This window comes from Nonomuraea sp. NPDC049709 (assembly GCF_040674815.1).
In the GTDB taxonomy this organism is placed as follows: Bacteria; Actinomycetota; Actinomycetes; order Streptosporangiales; family Streptosporangiaceae; genus Nonomuraea.
In genome coordinates this window covers 50,281-71,493 of sequence record NZ_JBFANM010000026.1, presented here as the reverse complement: position 1 = coordinate 71,493, position 21,213 = coordinate 50,281, and the positions used below count along the sequence as shown (strand labels likewise).

Genomic DNA, 21,213 nt, shown 5'->3' with positions numbered 1-21,213 from the left:
TCAGCCGGGCTCGCCCGAGGTGGGGCGGCGGTGCAGCAGGCCGAACTTGGTCCACATGGCCTCGGCCGCCTCGATCGAGGCCCCCGTACGCGCCGGGTCCACCGCGGCGAGCTGCGTGACCAGCGCCTGCGCCACCGCCATGCCGGCCGTCAGCGAGGGGAAGAACGCCTCCCCCTCCGCCGGCACCATCACGACCTGCTCCGCCGCGCTGGCCAGGGCGGGGCTGGCCGCGTCCGTCAGGGCGAACACCCGCACCCCGCGTGACCGGGCCTCGTTGGCGGCCAGGACCGTGCTCTCGTACAGCCGCCAGAAGCTGATCGCGATCAGCACGTCCCCGGCCTGGATCGCGGCGATCGTGTTCGCCAGCTCCGCGTCCCCGGCCGTCACCGCCGTCACCGGGTAGCCCGCCAGCCGGGCGTTGTGCGCGAGCGCCAGCCCGACGGCCGCGTAGCTGCCGTCGGCGACGATCACCGTGCGGCGCGCGCCCGCGATGGCCTCCGCGATCGTGAGCAGCACCGCCTCGTCCAGGCGCCGGTTGAGCAGCGCCAGGCTGTCGAGGTCGCGGCGCAGGGAGCGGGAGCTGGGCGAGCCGGTGCCGCGGTGCTCGGCGGCGACCTGGCCGGCGCTCAGCGAGGACAGGTAGCGGGCGCGCAACTCCTGTTGCAGCGCCGGCCAGCCGGCGAAGCCGAGCGCCTGCGCCGTACGGGTGACCGTCGCCACGTTGACCCCGGCGAGCTGGGCCAGCTCCCCCGCCGACCCGAACGAGGCCCGGCGCGGCTGCGAGAGCAGGAGCTCGAGGACGGCGGCCGCCTTGCCGCGCAGCCCGCGCACGGGCAGCCGCTCGCGCAGCCAGTCCTCGAAGCTGTCCGTGGCGACGTGCTCTGTCACAGGCTCCCTCTCCCACCCGGCCGCCCACCGGCCGGGAACATGCTACGCGCTTGTAACAAGGCAAACCTGCAAAGACCATTGCAATTTTGACGATCCGCACTATATGTTGCTTCGCAATTGACCTGCAGGGCCATGACCTGGGGAAAGGTGTGTCCAATGACCTTGTTGGCCCGTCTGGACCGGCTCCCGCTGAGCCGTCCGCACTATGTCCTGCTCCTGATCGGCGGTCTGGGCTACACCTTCGACGGCATGGACTCGGCCGTCGTCGCGTTCCTGCTGCCGAGCGCGCAGGAGGTCTGGGGCCTGTCCAACGGCCAGCTCGGCTTCATCGGGTCCGCGACGCCGTTCGGGTTCCTGTTCGGCGCGACCGTGGCGGGCCTGCTCGGCGACCGCATCGGCCGCAAGAAGGTGATGATGTACGCACTCGCCTTCTACGCCGTCTTCTCAGTGGTGGCCGCGTTCGCCCCGAACTATGAGGTGTTCCTCGGGGCCCGCGTGCTGGCCGGAGCGGGGGCCGGGGCGGAGAGTGCGATCATCGCGCCGTTCCTGTCGGAGTTCGTGCCCGCCAAGCGGCGCGGGTGGTTCATCGGCGCGCTGGCCGGGTTCTTCTCGTTCGGGTTCGTGATGGCCGCGCTGATCGGGCGGTTCGTGGTGCCGACGCTGGACGACGGCTGGCGGATCGCTCAGCTGATCACCGCGCTGCCGATCGTGATGCTGCTGTGGTGGCGCCGCTCGCTGCCCGAGTCGCCGCGCTTCCTGCTGCAGCAGGGCCGTACGGCGGAGGCCGAGGCGGTGGTCGCCGACCTGGAGCGCCGGGTCGAGCGGGCCACGGGCAGGCCGCTGCCGCCGGTGCCCGAGACCGCCACCGCCCCGGCCACCGAGACGCCGAAGGTGAACCTGCTCAGCGCGCTGCGGTTCCTGTGGAGCCCGGTGATGGCCCGGCGCACCGCGGTGATCTGGCTGGTGTGGTTCGTGATCACGTTCTCGTACTACGGGTTCTTCTCCTGGATCCCCACGCTGCTGGTGCAGCGCGGCATCACCGTCACCAAGAGCTTCGAGTTCTCGATCATCATCTATCTGGCGCAGATCCCCGGCTACTTCTCGGCGGCCTGGCTGTCGGAGCGGCTGGACCGCAAGAACACGATCGCGATCTACCTCGCCGGTTCGGCGGTCAGCGCGTTCTGGCTGTCGCAGATGGACACGCCCGTCACGATCACGCTCGCCGGCGCGGTGCTGTCGTTCTTCCTGAACGGCACGTACGCCGGCGTCTACTCCTACACCCCCGAGGTCTTCCCCACCTGGATCCGCGCCACCGGCACCGGCCTGTCGAGCGCGTTCGGGCGGGTCGGCAGCATCCTGGCCCCCACGATCATCGGATTGTCGGCCGCGAAACTGGGCTTCGGCGGCGTGTTCGGGCTCACCACGGCCGTGCTGGTGGCCGGGGTGGTGTGCGTGGTCGTGTTCGGCCTGGCCACGGCCGGGCGATCGCTGGAAGAGCTGACGGAACCCACCACTGAGGAGGCGACCAGGTGAAGGACCTGAACGAGCTGGAGGAGACGGTACGCCGGGAGGTGGGCGTGCGGCTGTTCACCGTGCTGGCCTGGGTGCCGGAACGGCGGGCGCTGCGCCGCGTGCACAGCAGCCATCCCGGGCAGTACCCGGTGGGCGGCGAGAAGACCGTCGAGGTCGCCCAGGACTGGCTGGCCACCTGCATCGAGGGGCGGCGGCCGTACTTCGGGCCGGACAAGGCCGCCGTACGGGAGATCTTCGCCGACCATGAGCTGATCGAGAGCCTCGGGTGCGGTTCGATCATCAACGTGCCCGTGATCGGGGAGGAGGGCGAGGTGCTCGGCGTGCTGAACATCCTCGACGCCGAGGGTAGCTACGACGAGAGGTCCGTGGCCGCCGCGCAGTCCATCGCCGGGAAGGTCACTCCCGCCCTGCTCGGAGGTGCCGCATGAGCCTGCTGCTGCGTAACGCCCTGCTGCTCGACGTCGCGACCGGCGAGTACGCCGAAGGCGACCTGCGCTGCGCCGACGGCCGCATCGCCGAGACCGGCCGCGGGCTCGGCGCGCCCGACGGGACGCGGGTGATCGACCTGGCGGGCGCCCGGGTCGTACCCGGCCTGATCGATGCCCACGTGCACGTCACCGCCTCGACCGCGAACCTCGGCACGCTCGGCTCCATGTCCCCCTCGTACGTCGCCGCCCACAGCGCCCGCATCATGGGCGGCATGCTGGACCGCGGCTTCACCACGGTCCGCGACGCCTCCGGCGCCGACTTCGGGCTGGCCGACGCGCAGGCGGAGAGCCTCATCCGGGGTCCGCGCCTGCTGTTCTGCGGCAAGGGGCTCAGCCAGACCGGCGGCCACGCCGACTTCCGCGGCCGGGGCGAGCACCTGCACGACGACCACCCGTGCTGCGCGGGCGTCGGGCGGGTGGCCGACGGCGTGGACGCGGTTCGCACCGCCGCCCGCGACGAGCTGCGCAAGGGCGCGCACCACATCAAGGTCATGGCCTCCGGCGGCGTGGCCTCGCCGACCGACCGCATCGACTCGACCCAATACTCGATGGACGAGCTGCGCGCGATCGTCGACGAGGCCGCGGCCGCCAACCGGTACGTCGCCGCCCACGCCTACACCGCGCGGGCCGTCAACCGGGCCCTGGAGGCCGGGGTGCGCTCCATCGAGCACGGCAACCTGATCGACGACACCAGCGTCGAGCTGTTCCTGCGGCACGACGCGTTCCTGGTGCCGACGCTGGTGACGTACTGGGCGCTCAAGGAGGAGGGCCGGGAGTTCGGCCTGCCCGAGCGGAGCTGGCGCAAGGTGGACGAGGTGCTGGAGGCGGGCCTGGCCGCGCTGGAGCGGGCGGCGCGCGGCGGCGTGCGGCTGGCGTACGGGACCGACCTGCTGGGTGGCATGCACCGGCACCAGAGCCAGGAGTTCCGGCTCCGGGCCGAGGTGCAGCGGCCGATCGACGTGCTTCGGGCGGCCACGACGGGCGCGGCGGAGCTGGTGGGGCTGGCCGGCGAGATCGGCACGCTGGCCGTGGGCGCGCACGCCGACCTGCTGGTGCTGGACGGGGATCCGCTGGAGGACATCGGCGTGCTGGCCGATCAGAAGCACCTGCGCCACGTCGTCCAGGCGGGCACGATCGTCTGACACCCCGAGGCGCGATCGCCGGACGTCCGGCTGGTGCGTACCTTGGTGTGCGTGACGACGCTGACGCGCACCGCCCTGGTGGTCGCCGCGGTGCTGATCCTGCTGCTCGGGCTGCTGTGGGTGTTCCAGCGGCGGCTCATCTACCTCCCCGACGGCAGGCCGGTGCCGCCGGCCGCCGCGGTGATCCCGGGCGCCCGCGACGTGTCGTTCACGACGCGCGACGGGATCCGGCTCGCCGCCTGGTACGTGCCCGGCGACCACGACGTGACCGTGCTGGTCACGGGCGGCAACGCGGGCAACCGCCTGCACCGCGCGCCGCTGGCCCGCGCGCTGGCGGCGCACGGGCTGGCGGTGCTGCTGATGGACTACCGCGGCTACGGCGGCAACCCGGGCAGCCCCACGGAGGAGGGTCTCCTCCTCGACGCCCTGGCCGCCCGCGCCTCGATCCGGAGCCCGCGGGTCGTCTACTTCGGCGAGAGCCTCGGCGCGGCGGTCGCGACCAGGCTCGCGCTGGAGCAGCCTCCCGATGGGCTGGTGCTGCGCTCGCCCTTCACCGACCTGGCCGCCGCGGGCCAGGTCAACTACCCCTTCCTGCCCGTACGCGCCCTGCTGCGCGACCGTTTCCCCGTCGCGGACCGCATCGGCGAGGTGGGGGCGCCGGTCGTGGTCGTCTACGGCAGCCGCGACACGATCGTGCCCCCGCGCCTGAGCAGGACGGTCGCCGAGGCCGCGCGGGCCACGACCGTGGAGGTGGCCGGGGCCGGGCACAACGACCTGGCCCTGCTGGACGGCCGCGAGCTGGTCGGCGCGGTCGTGGAGCTGGCCGAACGCGTCCGCAGGCCCTGATGGCATGACGTCCCCGGACCGATCTGGAAGGATTCGATGAAGTCGGCCTCCTCCGGAAGGCAAGGTACCGACGATGAGACCCGTGGACCGCGCTGAATATCTCGGCTACACCCCCGCCACCGAGAGCCACCGGCTGATCATCCACGGCCTGCCGAAGGAGCTGCCGGAGACGCTCGGCGGCCGGCACCGGTTCACCCCGCTCTCCCTGTACGTCGGGGAGCGCCTGGCGGCCACGGCCTTCGCGCGGCTCGACGGCGTCGGGCGGTTCTGGTTCGACGTCTGGCTGCTCTCGCCGAAGCCCGGCGGGCGCTGGAGCCTGCGTACCGGGAGCACCACCGCGGCCGGCCCGGAGGACGAGGACGTGCTGCGCCCGCGCCCCGGGGCCGCCGCGCTCAACGGGCACGCGCGGCCCGGGGAGAGCTCCCTGTTCAACGCCAGCCCCGTGCCGTGGCTGCGCCGCCCCTCCAGGTGGGTGGCCTTCGGCCTCGTGCGGCTGTCGGCCGAGGTGGGCGTCGTGCGGCTGGAGGAACGGGAGATCGCCGTCCCCGACCACGGCCTGCAGGCGCTGGCCTGGCGCGCCGGCCGCGCGGGCAAGGAGCTGGGCCTGCTCGGCCACCGGGGCGAGCACCTGTCGGCCCTCGACCTGCGCTAGCGACCCTGCCCGCCGAGCACCTGCCGGCCCTGCACCCGCGTCAGCGACCCTGCACGTCGAGCAGCGGCTCCAGCTCGGCCACCGCGTGGTCCCGGTGCACGTCGAGCGTGGCCACGGCCTCGTCGGCGGACCGGCGGCGCAGTGCGTCGAGGGTGGCGCGGTGTTCCTTGACCACCCGCTCCCGGTTGCCCGAGTCGCCGTAGTACATCGACCGGTAGGCGTCGGTCGTGTCCCAGAGTGTCCTGATCAGCCGGGCCAGGCGCGGCATCCCGGCGCAGTCGAACAACGTCATGTGGAACACCCGGTTGGCGGTGGCCATCGCGGACACGTCGCCCGCCGCGGCGGCCCGCTCCACCTCGTCCTGGGCCGCCTCCAGCCGCGCGAGGTCATCGTCGCCGAGCCTGGGGACGGCCCGGCGCACGGCCTCCTCCTCCAGCAGCTGCCTGATGCGGTAGACCTCGCGCAGGTCGTCGAGCGAGAGCGTGGCGACGCAGTAGCCCTTGTGCGCCTTGTACGTGACCAGCCCCTCGCCTTCGAGGATCTTGAGTGCCTCGCGCAGGGGAACCCGGCTGACCTGCAGCTCCTCGGCCAGCGCGTCCTGCCGGATGGGGGCGCCGGGCCGCAGCCGGCCGGTGGTGATGGCACGGCGCAGCTCGGCCAGCACGAACTGCTGAGCCGTGGGGGGCCTGCGTCGCGCCTCTTCCGGACTCACGGCCCCAATATCTCACGAACCCACGCCTCGTCCTGCCCGAGCGCCGGCGGCGGGCGGTGGTAGGCGGGCGGGGTGGCGCTCAGGCGCAGCGGGTTGGCGACCTGGCCGGCGCCGCCGAGCTCGACGGCGGGCTCCAGGCCGAGCTCCTCGGCCAGGGCGAAGGCGGCGGCCAGGTCGTTGATCGGGCCGCACGGCACCCCGGCCGCGTTGAGCCGCTCGAACCACTCGTCCGCCGTGCGGGCCGCGAGGGCGGCGTTCAGGTCGGGGACGAGGGTGTCGCGGGCGGCCACGCGGGCGGCGTTCGTGGCGTACCGGACGTCCTCGGCGAGGTCCGGCCGGTCCAGGGCCACGCACAGCGCGCGGTACTGGCGGTCGTTCCCCGCCGCGATCACGATCGGGCGGTCGGCGGCCTGGAACACCTCGTACGGCACGATGCTGGGATGCCGGTTGCCCATGGCGCGGGGCACGACACCCGCGGCGGCGTAGGCGGAGGAGTGGTTGGAGAGCGCCGAGAGCAGCGAGGACAGCAGGGAGACCTCGATGCGCTGCCCCTCGCCGGTGCCGTCCCGGTGCCGCAGGGCCGCCAGGATCCCCAGCGCCGCGTGCAGGCCGGTGATCACGTCCACCACCGCCACGCCGGCCTTCGTGCCCGGCCCGTCCGGCTCGCCGGTGACGCTCATCAGCCCGCCGACCGCCTGCGCGATCAGGTCGTATCCGGGCAGCCCGGCCCCGGCGCCCGACCCGAACCCGGTGATCGAGCAGTAGACCAGCCCCGGGTTGAGCTCCCGCAGCGCCGCGTAGCCGAGCCCGAGCCGGTCCATCGTGCCGGGCCGGAAGTTCTCCACGACCACGTCGGCCCGGGCCGCCAGCGCCCGCGCCACCTCCACGTCCGCCCGCAGGTCGAGGGCGATCGAGCGCTTGTTGCGGTTGACCCCCAGGAAGTACGTGGCCTCGCCCCCCGCGTACGGCGGCCCCCAGGCGCGGGTGTCGTCCCCCGCCCCCGGCCGCTCCACCTTGACCACCTCGGCCCCCAGGTCGGCCAGCAACATGGTCGCGTACGGCCCGGCCAGCACCCTGCTGAAGTCCGCGATCAGCAGCCCGGACAGCGCACCGCTCACGCCGGGGCCCCCAGGTAGACGGTGACGGTGCGGGTGTAGAACTCCCTTGCCGCCCGCCCCTGCTCCTTGGGCCCGAACCCGCTCTGCTTGGCGCCGCCGAACGGCACGTACGGGAACGTCCCGGCCGACTCCGAGTTGACGTGCAGCACCCCCACCTCCAGCCGATCGACCGCCTGGAGCGCCACCCCGAGGTCCCGGGTGAAGACGGCCGCCGACAGGCCGTGGTCGCTGAGGTTCGCCAGCCCGAGCGCCTCCTCCGCGCTCGCCGCCCGCACGGCCCCCACCACGGGCCCGAACAGCTCGGTACGCCAGAAGTCCACCCCGGTCCCCGGCAGGTCCAGCACGGTGGGCGGCACGAACCAGCCCTCGCGGTCGACGGGCGAGGCACCGGCCAGCGGCTTGGCCCCCTCCTCCACGGCCCGCGCCACTCCGGCCGACACCCGCTCCCGGGCGGTCGAGCTCACCAGCGGGCCCATCTCGACGCCCGCGTCGAGGGGGTCGCCGACCACGAGGCGCGCGGCCCGCTCGGCGACCCGCTCCAGGAGCTCGTCGGCCACCCGGTCGGCCACGATGAGCCGGGAGGTGGCCGTGCACTTCTGCCCGGTCGAGCGGAACGCGCCGAGGCAGACCTGCTCGGCGGCGTGGTCGAGGTCGGCGTCGGCGAGCACGACGGAGGCGTTCTTGCCGCCCATCTCGGTCTGCACCGGCTTGCCCAGCTCGCCGCAGCGCGCGATGACGGCCCGGCCGACCGCCGTGGACCCGGTGAACGAGACCGCGTCCACGCCCGGGTGGCCGACGATCGCCGAGCCGGCGTCCGCCTCACCGTGGACGAGGTTGAGCACCCCGTCCGGCAGACCGGCCTCCGTCAGCGCCCACGCCAGCCGGTAGGCCAGCAGCGGCACCAGCGAGGAGGGCTTCCACACCACGGTGTTGCCGTACGTCAGCGCCGGGGCGATCTTCCAGGCGGGGATGGCGATCGGGAAGTTGAACGGCGTGATCAGCCCCGCGACGCCGACCGGCTTGCGGACGACGAGCACGTTCTCGCCGGGGCGCGGCGAGGCGAAGATCTCGCCGCTCTCCCGGTCGGCCTCACCGGCGTAGTAGCGCAGGATGCGGGCCGCGCCCCGGACCTCGGCCACCGCCTCGGGCAGCGTCTTCCCCTCCTCGCGGGCCAGCTCGGCACCCCAGTCCTCGGCGCTGCGGTCCACGAGGTCGGCGGCGGCGACCAGGACGGCGGCGCGGGCGTGGTGCGGGGTCGCGGCCCAGCCGGGCGCGGCCGCACGGGCCGCCGCGACGGCCCGCTCCACCTCGGGCACGGAGGCGAACCGGCCGCGCGCCACCACCTCGGAGGGGCGCGCGGGGTTCGTGTCGGCGAACTCCGCGCCCTCTCCCTCGATCCATCGACCGCCGATGAGATTCAGAACGTCCATGGTCAACGCACTCTAACTATGCAATATTGGATTTTCAATATTGGATCCAAAATACAGAGAGGCCGCTCCATGATCGCACCCACCGCGCTGTTCGCCCTGGACACGCTGCTGACCGAGGAGGAACGCGAGATCAGGAACACGGTCCGGCGCGTGTGCGACCGCGAGATCCGCCCGCACGTCGCGAGCTGGTTCGAGACCGGGGAGCTGCCCGCCCGGGAGCTGGCCCGCACGCTCGGCTCGGTCGGCGTGCTCGGCATGCACCTCGACGGCTACGGCTGCGCCGGCCTGGGCGCGGTCTCGTACGGGCTGGCCTGCCTGGAGCTGGAGGCCGCCGACTCCGGCCTGCGCAGCCTGGTGTCGGTGCAGGGCTCCCTGGCGATGTACGCGATCTGGAAGTACGGCAGCGAGGAGCAGAAGCAGGAGTGGTTGCCCGCGATGGCGGCCGGCGAGCGCATCGGCTGCTTCGGCCTGACCGAGCCCGACTTCGGCTCCGACCCGGGCGGCATGCGCACCACGGCCAAGCGCGAGGGCGGCGACTGGGTGCTCGCCGGCACCAAGATGTGGATCACCAACGGCTCGGCGTCGGACGTGGCGGTGGTGTGGGCGCGTACCGACGAGGGCGTCAGGGGCTTCCTGGTCCCGGCGGGCACCCCGGGCTTCACCGTCAACGACATCAAGCACAAGATCTCGCTGCGCGCGAGCGTGACGAGCGAGCTGGTGCTCGACGGCGTACGCCTGCCCGCCGAGGCGATGCTGCCCGGCGCCAGGGGCCTGTCCGGGCCGCTCGGCTGCCTGAACGAGGCCCGGTTCGGGATCGTGTTCGGGGCGATGGGGGCGGCGCTGGACTGCCTGGAGACGGCCATCGCCTACACGGCCGAGCGCGAGGTGTTCGCCAAGCCGCTGGCGGCGTACCAGCTGACCCAGGAGAAGCTCGCGGACATGGCGCTGGAGCTGGGCAAGGGCCTGCTGCTGGCGCTGCACCTGGGCCGGCTGAAGGAGGCCGGCACGCTCACCCCCGAGCAGGTGAGCCTGGGCAAGCTGAACAACGTGCGCGAGGCCCTGGAGATCGCCAGGAAGTGCCGCACGCTGCTCGGAGCGAGCGGCATCACCCTCGAATATCCCGTGATCAGGCACGCGGTGAACCTCGAGTCCGTGCTGACCTACGAGGGCACCTCGGAGATCCACTCGCTGGTCATCGGCAAGGCGCTGACCGGGATCCCGGCCTTCAAGTAGCGGCACTCAGAACGTCTGCCAGGTCGCCTCGGTGACCTGGCAGGGCCCGCCCTGGTGCACCCGCAGCCGCCCGGCGGGCAGGTCGAGCCCGATCGTGGCCAGGGTCTCCCACCGCTGGTTGAGCGGCTGGGTGAGGTCGGGGTGGGCGCAGACGGGCGCGTCGCCGGGGGCGTGGCTGAGCATGGCCAGCGCCCGGCCGTTCTGGTCCGCCACGCTCAGCCCCTCGACGTTGTCGCGCAGGTGCCGCAGGCGGTCGTAGGTGCCGGGCCGCTCGGTGGCGTGCCGTTCCCCCGCCGCCAGGTCCTCGTCCAGGAAGTGGTTGCAGTGCAGCAGGACCCCGTCGGGGCCGGGCGGGATGACGGCCACCCCGGCCGGTGAGATCTCGATGGACGCCGCGGCGGACTCGGTCACGGCCGTGATGACGGTGGAGGCCGAGACCGTGGCCGAGCGGGCGATGTCCGCGGCCTCCTCGACGGTGGTGGCGTCGTCCAGGATCCGGCGGGCGATCAGGTGCACCGGCACGCCCACGTCGGTGGTGTCGGAGTCGTGGCGCAGGATGTTGAAGTGTACGCCCAGGCCGGCCGAGTTGACGCCGATCTTGGCCAGCGTCCCGGCCTCGGTGAACGTGCGCACGACGTGCCCGGGACGCGGTTCGAGCTCCCACAGCACCGGCGCGTCGCGCAGGTGGTCGTGCCAGTCCCAGGTCTGCACCGTGCGCGCGGGGCCGTCCGCCGGAAGGACGACGGAGGTCGAGCACTCGCCGTGGCCGACCGCGTCGATGGCGGCCAGGATCTCCGTGCGCGCGTTCACCACGGCGACCTGCCAGGGCTCCAGCCCGGCGCCGGCCGCGATGCCGGTGATCTCGTCCGCCAGCTGCGGCGCCCAGGCGGCGCTGCGCTCCAGCGCCACCTCGCCCCACGCGCGCACCTGCGCGGCCGTGGCGCCGGCGACCGCGAACAGGTCGGTGTATCCGGAGAGGTTGCCGAGCACCTGCTTGCGCAGGTGGGTGCCCAGCTCCTTGCCACGGGCCCGGGGGTTGCTCTGGCTGGACGTGAAAGTGGGAAAAGTCATTACCTGTCCATCATGTCGGCGAGCCGCGGATTCTCGGCGGCGAAGGAGTCGCGGACACGGGTGTACCGCTCGGGGTCGATGTCCTGGCTCAGCTTGAACATGCTCTGCTCGGTACGCACGTGCACCCGGAAAGCCCTTACCCCAGGCAGCAGCGCGCGGAACCTGTCCCTGGAGGCCGGGGTCGCCCGCCAGGACGGCGAGCGCAGCGACTCCAGCGCCTCGACCGTGCGCTCCACGACCTCCATGGCGTCGTCGAGCAACTCCACCCGGCCGGTCGCGTGCACGGCCGCGTAGTCCCAGGTCGGGACGGCCGGATCGGTCGCGTACACGGTGGGCGAGACGTAGCCGTGCGGTCCCTGGAAGATCACGAGCACCTCGGGCGCGGACTCCCAGGAGCGCCAGTGCGGGTTGGCGCGGGCCATGTGGCCGAGCAGCGTGCCGCCCTCGACGGCGTCGCCCTCCAGGATGACCGGCACGTGCGTGGCCACGGGCACGCCGTCCACGGCGCTCACGACCAGCGCGAACGGGTTCTCCCTGACCAGGCGGGCCACCTGTGCCGGGTCCTTGGCGGCGTAGCGGGGGAAGGTGTGCACGCCGCTACTCCGCGGCGCTCAGGACGGCGTCCCACGCGACCTCGGAGGCCAGCGTGCCGAGGCCCGTCGGCTTGACGCCGGTCAGCTCGACCTCGTCGGTCGTCATGGCGAACATGGTGTCGCCGTCGGTCAGCGTGTGGAACGGCTGGATGCCGCGGTGCATGGAGCTGTGCACCTGGCGGCCGATCTGGAGCAGCTCCACGTCGGTCAGCCGCACATTGGTGATCATCACGGTCAGCGTGGTGTTGCCCATGACGGACGGGGCCCCGCTGCCGATCAGGTCGGCGTAGTCGGCGCTCGGGTGGCGGCGCGCGCCGAGGTCGGCGTGGTAGTTGCCGCGCACCACCCGGCCCTCCCGGTCGATCACCGAGCCCACGGAGTTGACCACCGTCGCCACCAGCACCTTGGCCTCGCCGAACGTGCCGAACGCGGCGCCCTGCCCGGCGAACTCGGCCCGGCCGAACTCCACCTTGCCCGCGCTCGCCGTGCGGCCCGCGCCGCACCGGCCCACCGGGAACTCGCCCTCGACGGCGTTGCGCAGCGCGGCCCGGCCCAGCTCGGCGTCGGGGTAGACGGCGGTGTCCCGCGTGGAGAAGTCGTAGATCACCGCCCCCGACACGAGCTGCAGCTCATCCCACCTGGTCCGGTTGTCCCGGCGGGCCAGCAACTCGTCGCTCACGCCCGCCGCGGCGGCCAGCCCGTACACCGAGCCGCCGGCCAGGCAGACGGCGTGGTTGAAGTCGTAGCCGCCGCTCATGCCGACCGCGCCGCCGCGCGCGTCCACGGCCGTGCGGGCGCCGGCCGGGAGGTGGATCACGGTGCAGCCGGTGGGGCCCTCGCCGTACTCGGCCGTGCCGACGTGCACGCCTGGCAGGTCGAACGCGACCGAGCCGCGGCCGGGGCTGGGCTGCGGGGTCAGCGGCAGGTCCGCGTTGCGCGGGACGCCGGGCGCGAACGCCGACGGCGCCGCGAGCCGTGGCTCGTAGGTCACAGTGCCTCCAGGAGCTGCTTCGAGTATTCGTGGGCGGGGTCGGTGTAGAAGGTGGCCGTCTCGGCGGTCTCGACGATCTCGCCCCGGCGCATGACCGCGATCCGGTCGGCGACGTAGCGGACCGCGCCGAGGTCGTGGGAGATGAACAGGGCGCTGAAGCCGTACTCCGCCTGCAGGTCCTTGATCAGGTTGAGGATCTGCACCTGTACGGAGACGTCCAGCGCGCTGACGGCCTCGTCGAACACGATGAACCTGGGCCTGGTCACCAGCGCGCGGGCGATGGACACGCGCTGGCGCTGGCCGCCGGACAGCTCGTGCGGGTAGCGGTCGGCGAAGGCGGCCTCCAGCCCGACGTGTTCGAGCATCTCGGTGACCGCCGTGCCGGCCGGGCGGCCGAGCACCGACAGCGGCTCGGCGACGCTCAGGCCGACGCGCATGCGCGGGTTGAGCGACCAGTGCGGGTGCTGGAGCACGGCCTGCATGCGGCCCGCCAGCTCCCGCCGCCGCTTGGGGAAGGGGCGGCCGTCGAACCTGACCGCGCCGCCCGTGGGTCGCTGCAGGCCGAGCGCGACCCGGCTGGTGGTCGTCTTGCCCGAGCCGGACTCGCCGACCAGGCCGAGCGTCTCGCCCTCGGCGACCGACAGGGAGACGTGCCGCACGGCGTCGAGGTGGATGCGCCGCAGCGGCGGGCCGGCGGCGAAGGTGACGGTCACGTCGTCGAGTTCGAGGATCACGCGGTCACCTCCTCGTGCCGGGAGAGCCCGTCCTGCAGCTCGGCGGCTCGGTGGCACAGGACGTCCTGCTCACGGATCCGGACCGGGGCCGGGCGCTCGTGGTCGCAGCGCTCCTGCGCGAACGGGCAGCGCGGCGCGAAGGCGCAGCCGGATGACGGCCCGGTGAGCACGGGCGGGCGGCCGGGCACCGGCTCCAGGCGGGCGCCGTGAGCCGCGGCGGCGGGCGCCGAGCCGGCCAGCGCCGCCGTGTAGGGGTGCGCGGGGTCGCCCAGCACGTGGCGGGCGGGGCCGCTCTCGACCACGCGGCCGCCGTACATGACCGCCACCCGGTCGCAGCGGCGGGCCACGGCGGGCAGGTCGTGGCTGAGCCACAGGATGCTCGTGCCCGCCTCGGCGGCCAGCGAGAAGACCACGTTGAGCACCTCCTCGCGCACCTGGCTGTCCAGGGCGGCGGTCGGCTCGTCGGCGACGAGCAGCTCGGGCGCGGTGGCCATGGCCATCGCGATCGCCACCCGCTGCGCCATGCCGCCGGAGAGCTGGTGCGGGTACGCGCGCTCCACCCGCGGGTTGTCGAGCCTGACCCGTTCCAGGTGGAAACGCACGTCGCCGCCGCGCCCGAGCACCAGGCGGAGCTGGGCGCCGACGCGCATGGTCGGGTCGAGCGAGGCGATCGGGTCCTGGAAGACGAACCCGAGGTGCTTCCTGCGCAGGTGGCGCAGCCGGGCGTCGGGCAGGTCGAACACCGGCTCCCCCGCCACCAGGACCTCCCCCTCGGTACGCCGGGCGGTCCGGGGCAGCAGGCGGCCGACGGCCGAGCCGAGCGTCGACTTGCCCGACCCGCTCTCGCCGACCAGCCCGACCGTCTCCCCCTGCGCCAGCTCCAGGTCGGCGCCGTCGAGAGCCCGGGTCCGGGCATAGTCGATCACCAGGTTCCGTACTGAGAGCAGGCTCACGTCAAAGACCTCGTCTCCCTCGGTTCGAGCCGGTCGCGCAGCCCGTCGCCCACCACGTTGATCGCCAGGATCGCCACCACGAGCACGACCCCGGGCCCGAGGATCAGCCAGGGCGCGGCGATCATGTACGTGCCGCCCTGCTGGATGAGCACCCCGAGCGAGGCCTGCGGCGGTTGCACGCCGAAGCCCAGGAAGCTCAGCCCGCCCTCGATCGCGATGCCGACCGACAGCGCGTACGTGCCCTGCACGGCGATCGTGCCGGCCACGTTCGGCAGCACGTGGCGGCCGAGCACGCGCGGCAGCCGGGCCCCGCTGATGACGGCGGAGGTCACGTAGTCGCGCTGCGACACGGCCACGGCGGCGGCCCGCACCAGCCGGGTCATCAGCGGGATCGTCACCAGCACGATGCTGGCCAGCGCGGCGAGCTGCCCCGGGCCGAGCACGGCGGCGACCAGGATGGCCAGCACGATGGCCGGGAAGGAGTAGAGCACTTCCACCAGGCGCATCACCAGCTCGTTCAGGTAACCGCCACGGTATCCGGCGATGATGCCGAACGTCGCGCTCAACGCCGCCGTGAGCAGCACCGCGATGGACGACAGCAGCAGCGTCGTGCCCACGCCCTCCAGGACGCGCGGCAGCACCGAGCGCCCCAGGTTGTCGGTGCCGAGCCACCAGCCGGGCCCCGGCGGTTGCAGGCGCGGGCCCACGATCGCGTCCGGGTCTCCCCCGGCACCGACCAGCGAGCCCAGTGCGAACACCACCAGGATCAGCAGGCAGCCCAGGCCGCCGATGGACAGCCGGTCCAGTTTCCTCACGAGCGCCTCCCCGCCATGACTCCGAGCCGGGGGTCGAGCACCCCGACCAGCAGGTCGATCAGCACGTTCATCACGATGAACACCCCCGCCGCCAGCAGCACCCCGGCCTGCACGACCGCGTAGTCGCGGCGGCCGACGGCCTGCACGATGTAGGAGCCGACGCCCGGCAGGTTGAACACGTGCTCCACGATCAGCGCGCCGCCCAGCAGGTACGCGGTCGTCGTGCCGATCAGCGTGACCACCGGGGTGGCGGCGTTGCGCAGGATGTGGTGCCGGACGATGAACCACGGGGACTCGCCGCGCCCGACGGCCGCCGTGACGTACGGCTCGACCAGCACGCCCATGACGGCGTCGCGGGTGGTCCTGGCGGTGACCGAGATGGAGAACACCGACAGGACGGCCGCGGGCAGGATCATCGTGGCCAGGTTCGCGGCCGGGTCCTGGGTGAGCGGCACCCAGGCGCCGACCTCCAGGCCGAGCGCGTACCGGGAGAAGACGAACACCACCAGGCTGCCCAGCACGAACTCCGGCACGCTGACGCCGAGCCCGCTGAGCAGCCGGCCGGCCGCCCCGCCGCCGCCCGGGCGGGCGCGCACGGCGGTCAGCACGCCCAGCGGCACCCCGGCCAGCACACTCGCGGCCACCGCCAGCACGGTCAGCTCGGCCGTCACCGGCAGGCGGGCCAGCAGCTCCGTGCTCACCGGCTGGCGGCTGATCATGGAGATGCCGAAGTCGCCGCCGGTGACGGCCGCCAGCCAGTGCCCGTACTGCATGAACACCGGCTGGTCGAGGCCGTAGCGGGCGGCCAGCTCCGCCTTCTGCTCGGCGGTGGCGAACGGCCCGAGCACGGTCTCCGCGAAGCCGCCGGGCATCAGCCGCACGGCGGCGAAGATGAGCACGGAGACGCCCAGGAGCGTGGCGACCGAGCTGAGCGCCCGGCCGGACCACCACATCAGCAGCCGCATGGTTACCCGGACTTCTTCACGCGGGCGTCGGCGACCAGGCGCAGCACGTTGCCGTAGCCCTCGGTGGCGTACAGGCTGGGGCTGAGCGCGTCGGTCCGGAAGGCGACCGTGGCCGGGCGGGTGACCAGCGGGATCATCTGCGCGTCGGCGTCGGCCCTGGCGCACACGGCGGCCAGGGCCTGCTCCCTGGCGGCGCCGGCGGGCTCCTTGCCGGCCGCGTCGATGAGCGTGTTCAGCTCCTTGTCGGGCCGCATGAAGCCGGCGTTGAAGCCGGCCGTCTCCGGGTTCCACCACTTGGTGACCATCCCGGGGTCGGCGTATCCGGCGAACCACGACAGGGCCGCGTCGAACTCGGCCGGCGCCTTGCCGTACACCTTGCCCGACCAGCTAGCCTCGTCCATCTGCTCGATCTTGACGGTGATGCCGGCCTGCTGCAGGTTCTGCTGGATCACCTGGGCCACGGCCGGGGCCGGCTCGGTGGAGAAGATGGTCAGCGTGAACGCCAGGTTCTGCGCGCCCGCCTCGGCCAGCAGCGCCTTGGCGTCGTCCAGGCTCTTCGCCGCCGACGGCAGCGCGGCCGGGTCGCAGGAGCCGGGCAGCCCCGCCGGGGTGATCGCGGTCGGCTTGCCCTTGCCGCCCAGCGCCACGTCCGCGATCTGCTGGTTGTCCAGCGCGATGGCGATGGCCTGGCGCACCTTCGGGTCGGCCAGCTTCGAGCCCGGCTTCAGGCTGTTGAGCATCAGGTAGTAGAAGTCGGTGGTGGCCTGGGTGACCACCTGGACGCTCTTCGCGCCGGCCAGCATCGTGCCGGAGTCCACGTTGCCCAGCGTGGCCAGGGCGGCGCCGCCGTTCTGCAGGGCGGCGATGCGCGCGGCCTCCTCGGGGGCGATCGTGATGTTCAGCGTGTCGGCGGCCGGCTTGCCCTTGTTCCAGTACTTGTCGTTGCGCTTGAACGTCCACGACACGTCCTGGCGGTGGTTCTCGACCACGTACGGGCCGGTGCCGAGCAGCGCGGTGGCCGGATCGACCGACTTGTCGTCGATCTCCTTCATCGGCAGGATCGCGGCGGGCACGTTGGCCAGGGCCGCCAGGAACGGCGTGTACGGCTCCTTCAGCGTGACCTTGACCTTGTCGTCGCCGTCCTTCGTGATCTCCTCGACCGGCCCGAGCTGGCCCACCCACACCGACTTCGAGGCCAGCAGCCGCTTGAGGCTGCCCACGACGTCGTCGGCCGTCATCTCCCTGCCGTTGGCGAACGTCACGCCCTTGCGCAGGTGGAAGACGTACCGGGTGGGGCTCGGGGTGTCCCACTTCTCGGCCAGCAGCGGCTGGAGGCTGAAGTCGGGGCCCACCGTGACCAGCGTCTCGTAGGACAGCGAGAGGAGCTGCCAGGTGGTGGCCACGTCGGCGAGCTGCGGGTCGTACCCGGTGGCGGCGCCGCTGTCGATGTGCACCTGCAGGTTGAGCGCGCCTCCTGACGGGAGGGCCTGGTCGGCGACGGCCAGGTAGCCAGGAGCGGCGGTCTCCTGGGCGGCGCCCGTGGGGGTGGTGGCCGTTCCGGTGGCGGCGCAGGCGGATGCCAGCAGGGCGGCCGCGACACCGCAGGCCAGGCGTATGGGACGCATGGGCCTCTTCTCCTTTTAGTGGCAGGAACGTTCGGCGGCGCTCGGCGGTACGTCGAGCGTGGGGTTCCGGTCGAAGAACCCGACCGGCTTCAGGACGAACCCGCAGGTGTCGACCGGCATGATCGGCCAGTCCTCGGTGCGGGGGAAATGCGTCAGGCCGAACGTGTGCCACAGCACGATGTCCTGCCCGTCGATGTCGCGGTCGGCCCTGGTGTAGGCGGGCAGGCCCGCGCCGCCGGGATGCTGGTTGACCAGGTCCCCGGCGGGATAGCGCTCCGCGGGGTCGTATCGGGTGACCCACAGATGTCTGGTGGCGAACTCGGCCCTGCGGTGGATGCTGGAGCCGGGCGCGGCCAGCAGGGTCGGCTTGCCCTCGGCGTGCAGCGCGTAGCCGACCGGGCCGCCGAGGCGGTTGCGCACCCTGGGATTGACGACGTGCCAGGTGCGCTCCGCCTTCAGGTCCGCGTCGCGCTTGGCCTCGCCCTCGGTGCGCAGCCGGGTGGCGACACGGCCGATCGCGTTGCCGTACGGGCCGGCGACCGGTCGCGCCTCCACCTCGTCGACCGCGTTGGCCACGCCGTCCACCGTCATGTCCAGCCGGGCGCTGAACAGGTGCTGGTGGTAGGGCGCGGCCAGGCCCGGCGCCACCTCCGACGCGTACGGGGCGGCCCGCTCGTCGTAGGCGCCGGTGAAGACGATGCCGGTGGCCTTCACCTCGAGCTCGATGGTGCCGTCGAGGTAGAGGTACCAGTAGAAGCCGTAGTCGTAGTTGCCCACGGTCACGAAGAACGAGATCACGAGACGCCGCTGCCTGCGGGTCTCCCGGGAGCCGTTGGCCGGGTCGGTGTGCTTCCACAGCACGCCGTAGTCCTCCTCGTGCATGCAGATCGCGTTCGTGATCACCTTGGGCACGCCGGCGCCGTCCGTGACGACGGCGTCGAAGTAGGTGATCTCGCCGAGGCAGTCGCAGCCGAGTTCGAGGGAGTTGGCGAGCTTGCCGAGCTGGTACTCGCCGGTGTCGAAGTAGTTCTGCCAGAAGCGGATCGGGCTCGGGTCGCCGTACGGGACCACCATCTCGGCCACCGACGCCCGGTAGACGATCGGCCTGGTGCGCCCGCCGTCCTCGAACCCGACCTGGTGCAGCGTCAGGCCCTCGCGCATGTCGTAGCCCAGGCGCAGGCTCCACTTCTCCCAGGTGACGAGCGGGCCATCTACGGTGAAGCTGGGGCCCTGCGGCTGGGTGATGTGGATCGGCTTCTGGGTGGTGCGGTAGGGGCCCTGGCCGTAGTCGCCGGACTCCTGCGGGATCGGCTGGGGGCCGGTGTCCACGATCTCCAGGACCTCGCCCTTGACCAGGTCCACGTACGCGACCAGGCCGTCCACCGGGTGCGCCCACGGCAGGCTCTCCGGGGTGGGCATCACGTGGGCCAGCACCCTGGCCATCCGCCGGCCCTCCTCCTCGGGCAGCCCGAAGTGGCCCGCGCTGAGCGCCGCCAGGTAGACGCCTGCCGGGTCCTCGATCCCGCGCCTGGCCAGGGCCTTCGCCCAGCCCGCGTCCTCCCGCAGCACGCGCCTGACCAGGGCGTGCTCCTCGTCCAGCATCGGCACCTGGCCGTCCAGGACCGGGTCGATCGGGGTGCGGGACTCCACCCGGCCCTCGCCGATCCGCACGATCACGTCCTGGGCCGCCTCGGTGGCCAGATCGAGCAGGAGCGCGCGGGCTCTGCGGGCGACGGGCGCGTCCGGCTCGTACGCGAGCACCTCGTCCTTCGGCGGCTCCTCCAGGCCGAGATAGGCCACCCGGACCGTGCCGGTCAGCAGGCCCTCGGCCATCAGGATCCGCCTGACCTCGTCGATCTCCTGCGCCGCGAGCGGGTCGAGAGGATGGGGATGCTTCCCGGTGGACAGGTGCAACGTTCCGCCCCTTTCTGCTGCCGGAACGTTCCGGCAAGTTGCGCGACAACTTAATTGCGCGGGCCGTGGGACACAAGACCTGGCGCCCAGGCGAAACACATCGTTAACGGGCGCACCACCCCGGTGGGGTGCGGAAACCGCGCCGGGGACGGGGAAGCGGCGCCGCTCGGGCGCCCGGCGGAAGCGGACGGATGGACCAGTACCATCAGGGCGTGCAAGCAGACGAGCCGGTCACGATCCTCACCGTCGCCAGGGAGGCGGGGGTGTCCAAGACGACGGCCTCCGACGCGCTGCGCGGCTCCGGGCGGGTGTCCGAGACCACGCGCGAGACCGTCGCGCGGGTGGCCGAGCGGCTCGGCTACGTGCCCAACGGCTCGGCCCGTCACCTGCGCAAGGCCAGCACCGGCACGATCGGGCTGCACGTGCCCGAGGTGCTGACCCGGTCCTCCTACTACATGTCGTTCGTGTTCGGCGTGGTCGAGCAGGCGGCGCGGCACGACTACGACGTCACGCTGATCACCTCGGGGCAGCGCCGCTCACGGCCGCCGCGCGTCGACGGGCTGGTGCTCGGCGACCCGCTCGGGGGCGACCCGGTGGTGGAGAGCCTGATGGCGACGGGGCTGCCGACCGTCTCCTGCGAGCGCTTCCCGGGGGCGCGACAGGCCGACGGGGTGGTGTGGTCGGAGCACGCCCAGATGCTCGCCCGGCTGCTCGACCACCTGCGGGCGGCGGGGTCGCGGCGGCCCGGGCTCATCGTGGCCGGCGACGAGAGCGACTGGGCGGCCAGCGTGCACCGGGGGTATCTCGGCTGGTGCGCCGCGCACGGGGTGCCGCCGCTGGTGCGGCGGGTGTCGTTCGACGCGACGGGCGACGAGATCCGCGCCGCCGCCCGCGCCCTCCTCACCCCGTTCCCCGGCCCCTTCCCACCCTCCCCCGACCGCCTTCCGCCCTCCACCGACCCCTTCCCGCCCTCCACCGGCCTCGCCACCCCGGCGCCGCTCGCGACCGGCTCAACCGGCTCGGACAACGGGCCGGGCGGGTCGGCCCGGTCCGGCGAACCGAGCGGCGGATGGGGCGACGGACCGAGCGGCGGACCGGGAGACGGACCGGGAGACCGGGGCGGCGAGCCCGGCGGGTTGGGTGGCCGACCCGGCGGATCAGGTGGTCGGGGCGGTGGGCCGGTGGATGCGCTGGTGTGCGCGCCGGCCGGGGCGGCGACCGAGGTGGCGCCGCTGCTGCGGGAGGCCGGGGCGGGTGTGCTGCTCGCCTCGTGCGTCGACAGCGCCGCCACGCGGCTGGCCGATCCGCCGATCACCGCGATCGACCTGCGGCCGCGCGAGGCCGGGGCGAGCTGTGCCGAGCTGCTGTTCGAGTTGCTCTCGGGGGCCGCGCCGGCGGGGACGGAGCGCGTCCACCCGATCGAGCTGGAGATCCGCGCCTCGACCAGCCCCCACCGCTAGAGACGTCCACCGGAGGCGTCCGGCAGGCGGGCGGTGGAGGTGGCCGCGCC

The 21,213-nt window shown here is 73.1% G+C and carries 20 protein-coding genes; 7 read left to right on the top strand and 13 right to left on the bottom strand.

The features are described 5' to 3' along the window. On the bottom strand, positions 1-888 hold the full coding sequence (locus AB0J69_RS26220; protein ID WP_364122271.1) for a MurR/RpiR family transcriptional regulator: 888 nt from the start codon (positions 886-888) through the stop codon (positions 1-3). A gap of 156 nt (positions 889-1,044) precedes the next feature. Here AB0J69_RS26220 and AB0J69_RS26215 point away from each other — a divergent pair, with 156 nt between their 5' ends. From AB0J69_RS26215 to AB0J69_RS26195, 5 genes are all read left to right on the top strand, one after another. Beyond that, the gene (locus AB0J69_RS26215) at positions 1,045-2,421 is read left to right on the top strand and encodes an MFS transporter (RefSeq protein WP_364122269.1); all 1,377 of its coding nucleotides are present in this window, start codon (positions 1,045-1,047) and stop codon (positions 2,419-2,421) included. Then, positions 2,418-2,849: a GAF domain-containing protein gene (locus tag AB0J69_RS26210; protein WP_364122267.1), complete on the top strand. Its 432-nt coding sequence runs from the start codon at positions 2,418-2,420 to the stop codon at positions 2,847-2,849. Before AB0J69_RS26215 ends, AB0J69_RS26210 begins: the two co-directional genes overlap by 4 nt. After that, complete coding sequence (locus tag AB0J69_RS26205; RefSeq protein ID WP_364122265.1) at positions 2,846-4,051, top strand: amidohydrolase family protein; 1,206 nt, start codon at positions 2,846-2,848, stop codon at positions 4,049-4,051. The genes AB0J69_RS26210 and AB0J69_RS26205 overlap by 4 nt, the downstream gene beginning before the upstream one ends. Before the next feature lie 51 nt (positions 4,052-4,102). Further along, complete coding sequence (locus AB0J69_RS26200; protein WP_364122263.1) at positions 4,103-4,897, top strand: alpha/beta hydrolase; 795 nt, start codon at positions 4,103-4,105, stop codon at positions 4,895-4,897. A 73-nt stretch (positions 4,898-4,970) separates the two neighbouring features. After that, positions 4,971-5,549: a hypothetical protein gene (locus AB0J69_RS26195; RefSeq protein ID WP_364122261.1), complete on the top strand. Its 579-nt coding sequence runs from the start codon at positions 4,971-4,973 to the stop codon at positions 5,547-5,549. A gap of 40 nt (positions 5,550-5,589) precedes the next feature. Here AB0J69_RS26195 and AB0J69_RS26190 read toward each other — a convergent pair whose 3' ends face one another. The 3 genes from AB0J69_RS26190 to AB0J69_RS26180 are packed head-to-tail and all read right to left on the bottom strand — an operon-like array spanning position 5,590 to position 8,809. Continuing rightward, positions 5,590-6,261 (bottom strand): GntR family transcriptional regulator, encoded by a 672-nt coding sequence (locus AB0J69_RS26190; RefSeq protein ID WP_364122259.1) that lies wholly within the window; start codon positions 6,259-6,261, stop codon positions 5,590-5,592. After that, positions 6,258-7,379, bottom strand: coding sequence for a CoA transferase (locus tag AB0J69_RS26185; RefSeq protein WP_364122257.1), 1,122 nt, complete (start codon positions 7,377-7,379; stop codon positions 6,258-6,260). The genes AB0J69_RS26190 and AB0J69_RS26185 overlap by 4 nt, the downstream gene beginning before the upstream one ends. Then, complete coding sequence (locus AB0J69_RS26180) at positions 7,376-8,809, bottom strand: aldehyde dehydrogenase family protein (RefSeq protein ID WP_364122254.1); 1,434 nt, start codon at positions 8,807-8,809, stop codon at positions 7,376-7,378. Before AB0J69_RS26180 ends, AB0J69_RS26185 begins: the two co-directional genes overlap by 4 nt. Positions 8,810-8,878: 69 nt before the next feature. On the opposite strand from AB0J69_RS26180, the gene AB0J69_RS26175 reads away from it, so the two are divergent. After that, positions 8,879-10,042 carry an acyl-CoA dehydrogenase family protein gene (locus AB0J69_RS26175; RefSeq protein WP_364122251.1) on the top strand — a complete coding sequence of 388 codons (1,164 nt, stop codon included), beginning with the start codon at positions 8,879-8,881 and terminating at the stop codon, positions 10,040-10,042. A gap of 6 nt (positions 10,043-10,048) precedes the next feature. Here AB0J69_RS26175 and AB0J69_RS26170 read toward each other — a convergent pair whose 3' ends face one another. From AB0J69_RS26170 to AB0J69_RS26130, 9 genes are read right to left on the bottom strand one after another with little or no spacing between them, the layout of a single operon-like run. Then, complete coding sequence (locus AB0J69_RS26170; RefSeq protein ID WP_364122248.1) at positions 10,049-11,113, bottom strand: C45 family peptidase; 1,065 nt, start codon at positions 11,111-11,113, stop codon at positions 10,049-10,051. Then, the gene (locus AB0J69_RS26165) at positions 11,113-11,706 is read right to left on the bottom strand and encodes an FMN-binding negative transcriptional regulator (RefSeq protein ID WP_364122245.1); all 594 of its coding nucleotides are present in this window, start codon (positions 11,704-11,706) and stop codon (positions 11,113-11,115) included. The genes AB0J69_RS26170 and AB0J69_RS26165 overlap by 1 nt, the downstream gene beginning before the upstream one ends. A 4-nt stretch (positions 11,707-11,710) precedes the next feature. After that, positions 11,711-12,697, bottom strand: coding sequence for a P1 family peptidase (locus AB0J69_RS26160; protein ID WP_364122242.1), 987 nt, complete (start codon positions 12,695-12,697; stop codon positions 11,711-11,713). Next, positions 12,694-13,431, bottom strand: coding sequence for a dipeptide/oligopeptide/nickel ABC transporter ATP-binding protein (locus tag AB0J69_RS26155; RefSeq protein ID WP_364122240.1), 738 nt, complete (start codon positions 13,429-13,431; stop codon positions 12,694-12,696). The genes AB0J69_RS26160 and AB0J69_RS26155 overlap by 4 nt, the downstream gene beginning before the upstream one ends. Next, positions 13,428-14,384 carry an ABC transporter ATP-binding protein gene (locus tag AB0J69_RS26150; RefSeq protein WP_364122237.1) on the bottom strand — a complete coding sequence of 319 codons (957 nt, stop codon included), beginning with the start codon at positions 14,382-14,384 and terminating at the stop codon, positions 13,428-13,430. The genes AB0J69_RS26155 and AB0J69_RS26150 overlap by 4 nt, the downstream gene beginning before the upstream one ends. Next, positions 14,381-15,199 carry an ABC transporter permease gene (locus tag AB0J69_RS26145; RefSeq protein ID WP_364122234.1) on the bottom strand — a complete coding sequence of 273 codons (819 nt, stop codon included), beginning with the start codon at positions 15,197-15,199 and terminating at the stop codon, positions 14,381-14,383. The genes AB0J69_RS26150 and AB0J69_RS26145 overlap by 4 nt, the downstream gene beginning before the upstream one ends. Continuing rightward, positions 15,196-16,164, bottom strand: coding sequence for an ABC transporter permease (locus AB0J69_RS26140; RefSeq protein ID WP_364122231.1), 969 nt, complete (start codon positions 16,162-16,164; stop codon positions 15,196-15,198). Before AB0J69_RS26140 ends, AB0J69_RS26145 begins: the two co-directional genes overlap by 4 nt. 2 nt (positions 16,165-16,166) lie before the next feature. Then, complete coding sequence (locus tag AB0J69_RS26135; protein ID WP_364122228.1) at positions 16,167-17,789, bottom strand: ABC transporter substrate-binding protein; 1,623 nt, start codon at positions 17,787-17,789, stop codon at positions 16,167-16,169. Between the two features lie 15 nt (positions 17,790-17,804). After that, positions 17,805-19,703 (bottom strand): primary-amine oxidase, encoded by a 1,899-nt coding sequence (locus AB0J69_RS26130; RefSeq protein ID WP_364122225.1) that lies wholly within the window; start codon positions 19,701-19,703, stop codon positions 17,805-17,807. Between the two features lie 212 nt (positions 19,704-19,915). Here AB0J69_RS26130 and AB0J69_RS26125 point away from each other — a divergent pair, with 212 nt between their 5' ends. Continuing rightward, positions 19,916-21,163, top strand: a complete 1,248-nt coding sequence (locus AB0J69_RS26125) for a LacI family DNA-binding transcriptional regulator (protein WP_364122222.1) — start codon at positions 19,916-19,918, stop codon at positions 21,161-21,163. The last annotated feature ends 50 nt before the right edge of the window (positions 21,164-21,213 follow it).

Excerpts from the sequence above, each read along its gene's own strand:
- AB0J69_RS26215 (WP_364122269.1), top strand. The coding sequence starts at position 1,045 with ATGACCTTGTTGGCCCGTCTGGACCGGCTCCCGCTGAGCCGTCCGCAC.
- AB0J69_RS26205 (WP_364122265.1), top strand. The coding sequence starts at position 2,846 with ATGAGCCTGCTGCTGCGTAACGCCCTGCTGCTCGACGTCGCGACCGGC.
- AB0J69_RS26195 (WP_364122261.1), top strand. The coding sequence starts at position 4,971 with ATGAGACCCGTGGACCGCGCTGAATATCTCGGCTACACCCCCGCCACC.
- AB0J69_RS26180 (WP_364122254.1), bottom strand. The coding sequence starts at position 8,809 with ATGGACGTTCTGAATCTCATCGGCGGTCGATGGATCGAGGGAGAGGGC.
- AB0J69_RS26175 (WP_364122251.1), top strand. The coding sequence starts at position 8,879 with ATGATCGCACCCACCGCGCTGTTCGCCCTGGACACGCTGCTGACCGAG.
- AB0J69_RS26170 (WP_364122248.1), bottom strand. The coding sequence starts at position 11,113 with ATGACTTTTCCCACTTTCACGTCCAGCCAGAGCAACCCCCGGGCCCGT.
- AB0J69_RS26140 (WP_364122231.1), bottom strand. The coding sequence starts at position 16,164 with ATGCGGCTGCTGATGTGGTGGTCCGGCCGGGCGCTCAGCTCGGTCGCC.
- AB0J69_RS26135 (WP_364122228.1), bottom strand. The coding sequence starts at position 17,789 with ATGCGTCCCATACGCCTGGCCTGCGGTGTCGCGGCCGCCCTGCTGGCA.